The following is a 3,592-nucleotide window of genomic DNA, read 5'->3' on the forward strand; positions in this document are numbered from 1 at the left end:
GTCTCGCGGCGGCGTCGAAGGGCGCTCTGCTGGGCGAGTGCCTGGTTCACCGCCACCCGCACCAGGTAGGCGCGCGGGTTCTCGATCTGGTCCAGGTCTACGGAGGACCACGCCAACCAGGTCTCCTGCAGGACGTCCTCGGTGTCGGCGACGCTGCCGAGCATGCTGTAGACCATGGAGAACAGCAACTCGCGATGGTCGCCGAAGATTGCGGTCCGGATGTCGCTCATCACGATCCCCTTTGTTTCGACAGACCTGAGAGAAGACGGGCGGGCAGAGTGTGACACCTGCCCGAAAGTGTGAGCCGAGTCTCACCGGGGGCCCGACCGGCCCATCCACGGGGCCGGCGAGCTGACCTGGGCTTTCGCCGTCCACGCCCGCCCCTGTACACCGGAACTGCTCGACGTGCTCCGCATGGTCGAGCCGTTCGCCGTGAGGCGTGGATCACAATCGCCGCTGATGACGTCACGCTTCAGCACGCCGGAGTCCTCTCAGATCCACCTGACCGACTTCCCGTGAGGAGCAGCACGCCATGACCATTCTGGTCACCGGAGCAACCGGCACCGTAGGCCGGCATCTCGTCGGCCACCTGTTGGCCCAGGGAGAGAAGGTGCGCGCGCTCACGCGCAACCCTGCCACCGCGCATCTGCCGGAAGGCGTCGATGTCGTCGGCGGCGACCTCACCGACACCACCACGCTGGCCGCGGCGTTCGCCGGTGTCACCGCGGCCCATCTGATCAACTTCGGCGGCAACTACCAGGTTCTCGAGAACGGCACGGAGATCGTGGACCTCGCGACGGCCGCCGGGCTCGGCCGGGTCACCGTCCTCAACGGCTGGCAGGAGGGAACCCTGGAGCCGGCCGTCCGGACCGGGACGCTGGAGTGGACGTTCTTGAACCCCTTCCAGTTCATGTCCAACTGCCTCACCGACTGGAGCGAGCCCCTGCGCACCAGCGGTGTCGTGCGCGAGCCGTACGGCGACCGCAAGAGCCCTCCCATCCACGAGTCCGATATCGCGGCCGTGGCGGCAGCGATACTCACCCAGGACGGCCACCACGGCCAGACCTACCACCTCACCGGACCCGAGGTGCTGACCGCCCGCGACATGGTAGGCATCCTCGGCGAGGCCACCGACCGTCCCCTCAGATTCGAGGAACTCACCCCGGAGCAGGTCCGGCAGGAATGGGTGGTGAACGGCAACCGTCCGCAGTTGTCCTTCTTCAGCATCCTCGACGAATCAGGGATGAGCGAGGCGGAGAAGGTGGACATGCTGCTGCACCTCTTCGGCACACCGCTCGACGACGACTTCGCCCTGACCGACACGGTGCAGCAGGTCACCGGCCGCCCACCACGCTCGTTCGCCCAGTGGGCCGCCGAGCACGCGGACCACTTCCAACCTGGCTGATCAGGCGAACGGTCATCATCGGGCCATACGGTTCAGGCGGCGTCGGCGCGGGCCGACCGATTCCTCGTCGCCCAGCTTCCCAGTAGTGATCTACCGGGCCAGATCCGACAGACCGCACCCGAAACCGACAGGAACCGACAATGAACCCATACTTCCCGTCAACCGACACATTCGCCGTCAACGCCCCAGAGGTCGATGCGTCGACCGGGCAGCTGGGCCCGGGAAGAAGGGCCGGGGTTGTTCATGGTGACCGAACCGGTGGCCCGTGAGATGGCCCAGCAGGATGGCGCAGCGTCACGGGACGGAATCGCGTCGTCACCGGGCGGGTGATTGTGGCAGGGCTCTCCCCTCGGTCAGGTTCGAAGGTGCCAACCCAATCGTCCCCGGCGAAAAGAAGAGCCCTATGCAGGCACCGTACGACACCGAGGTCACCGCTGACGTCTTTGCCGAGGCGAAGAACACCTTCAACTGGCTCATCGGACAGCTCACCGACACGGCCTCCGGCATGCTGACCCATGACCGGCTGGAGGAGACGATCGTGGAGCAGGGGCGTGAACTGCAACGTCAGCTGCTGCAGGCGCACCTCGATCTGCGGGCGCTGCGCGAGCGGCAACAGGCACACCACGCCCGCCACTACGGAACGGCCGCCGGGGTGATCGGCTCCGACGGCGTGTCGCGGAGGCGGCTGGAGACAGGGCATCACCGCCTGCTGGCCACCCTCGTCGGGACCGTAACGATCACCCGGTGCGCCTGGCGCGCCCCAGAGGTGCGCAACCTCTATCCGGCCGATGCCGCCTTGTCGCTGCCGGCGGTGCGGCACTCGGCCGGGCTGGCCAAGCTCGCGGTCATCGAGACGGTGCGCGGCTCGTTCGACGCCGCGCACGCGGCACTGACCGCGCGCTGCGGCAACGTGATCGGCAAACGGCAGATCGAGCAGGCGGTCGTGGCGGCGGCGGTCGATGTCGACGCCTTCTACGCCGCACGGACGCCGCTGCCGTGCACCGCCTGCACGGTGCTGGCGATCAGCGTGGATGGCAAGGGCGTCGCGATGCGTCCCGAGGCGCTGCGGCCCGCGACCGCCAAGGCCGCCGCCCGCGCCCGGGCCGCCTTCCGGACCCGGCCGGCGGCGGGTGAGAAACCGGCCCGCAAACGGATGGCCACCCTCGGGGTGGTCTACGACGTCGAGCCCGCGCCCCGCCGGCCGCACGATGTGATCGCCGTCCCCGGCGGCCGGGCCGGGCAGCGTCCGCCGCGCACCCGACCGTCCGCGATCCGCAAGTGGCTGTGCGGCTTGATCATCACCGGGCCCGCCGCAGTGATCGCCAAGGTCTTCGACCACGCCGAAGCCCGTGATCCCGGCCATGCCCGTCCCTGGGTCGTGCTCGTCGACGGAGCCCGCCACCAGCTCGATCTGATCACGGCGGAGGCCGCCCGCCGCCGCTTCGGCGTCCACACCGTCATCGACCTCGTTCACGTGCTGGAGAGATTATGGGCTGCCGCCTGGAGCGTGCATCCTCCCGCGGCACCGGCCGCCGAGGACTGGGTCGCCGGTCACGCTCTGGCCCTGCTGGCCGGGCACACCGACCACGTCATCACCGCGCTGTCCGGCCAGGCCACCAGCACGGCCGCCCACCACCGCGACGGCATCGACGCGTGCATCCGCTACCTCACCAACAACCTCGAGTATCTGCGCTACGACCAGGCGCTGGAGGCGGGATGGCCGATCGCGACCGGCGTGATCGAAGGCACCTGCCGCCATCTGATCGCCGACAGATTCGACCTCGCTGGAGCACGCTGGGGCCTGGCCGGAGCCGAAGTCGTCCTGAAACTCCGCGCCCTGATCGCCAACGGTGATCTCGACGAATACTGGCGTTTCCACCTCGCCCGCCAACACGAACGCGTCCACCAGACCGGCTACCAGGACGGATACTCCCTCACGGCTTGATCGCTCCAGTCACTGAAGGAAGAGCCACACCCTTCTCGAACGCTTCTCAATGTGGTCCTGCTACCTGCTCCAACCTCGTCCACGGAGTGGTCAAACTACCCGCGATTGATAGGTGTTTCGGACCGGGACTGGGTTCATTGACTGGCTCTTGAGCACTCTCTGGGGAGTGGTCACGATCGGTGACTCAGTTGTGGAGTGCCATCTTCCGGAGTAGGTCGAGGTTGGCCCGGCCGAACATGAGC

General features: G+C 67.9%; 3 protein-coding genes. 2 read left to right on the forward strand and 1 reads right to left on the reverse strand.

Annotated elements, in window-relative coordinates:
* Nucleotides 1–230, reverse strand: a 230-nt coding sequence (locus tag FAF44_RS52480) for a sigma factor (RefSeq protein WP_272896237.1), incomplete at its 3' end; no start/stop codon positions are given.
* Nucleotides 231–532: 302 nt separating this feature from the next.
* Between FAF44_RS52480 and FAF44_RS52485 the strand changes: the two genes are divergently transcribed.
* Together FAF44_RS52485 and FAF44_RS52490 are read left to right on the forward strand one after the other, a co-directional pair.
* Nucleotides 533–1,405 (forward strand): SDR family oxidoreductase, encoded by an 873-nt coding sequence (locus FAF44_RS52485; RefSeq protein ID WP_237111001.1) that lies wholly within the window; start codon nt 533–535, stop codon nt 1,403–1,405.
* A 403-nt stretch (nt 1,406–1,808) separates the two neighbouring features.
* Nucleotides 1,809–3,350: an ISKra4 family transposase gene (locus FAF44_RS52490; RefSeq protein ID WP_237111002.1), complete on the forward strand. Its 1,542-nt coding sequence runs from the start codon at nt 1,809–1,811 to the stop codon at nt 3,348–3,350.
* Nucleotides 3,351–3,592: the final 242 nt, after the last annotated feature.

Source organism: Nonomuraea sp. MG754425 (genome assembly GCF_021699195.1).
In the GTDB taxonomy this organism is placed as follows: Bacteria; Actinomycetota; Actinomycetes; order Streptosporangiales; family Streptosporangiaceae; genus Nonomuraea.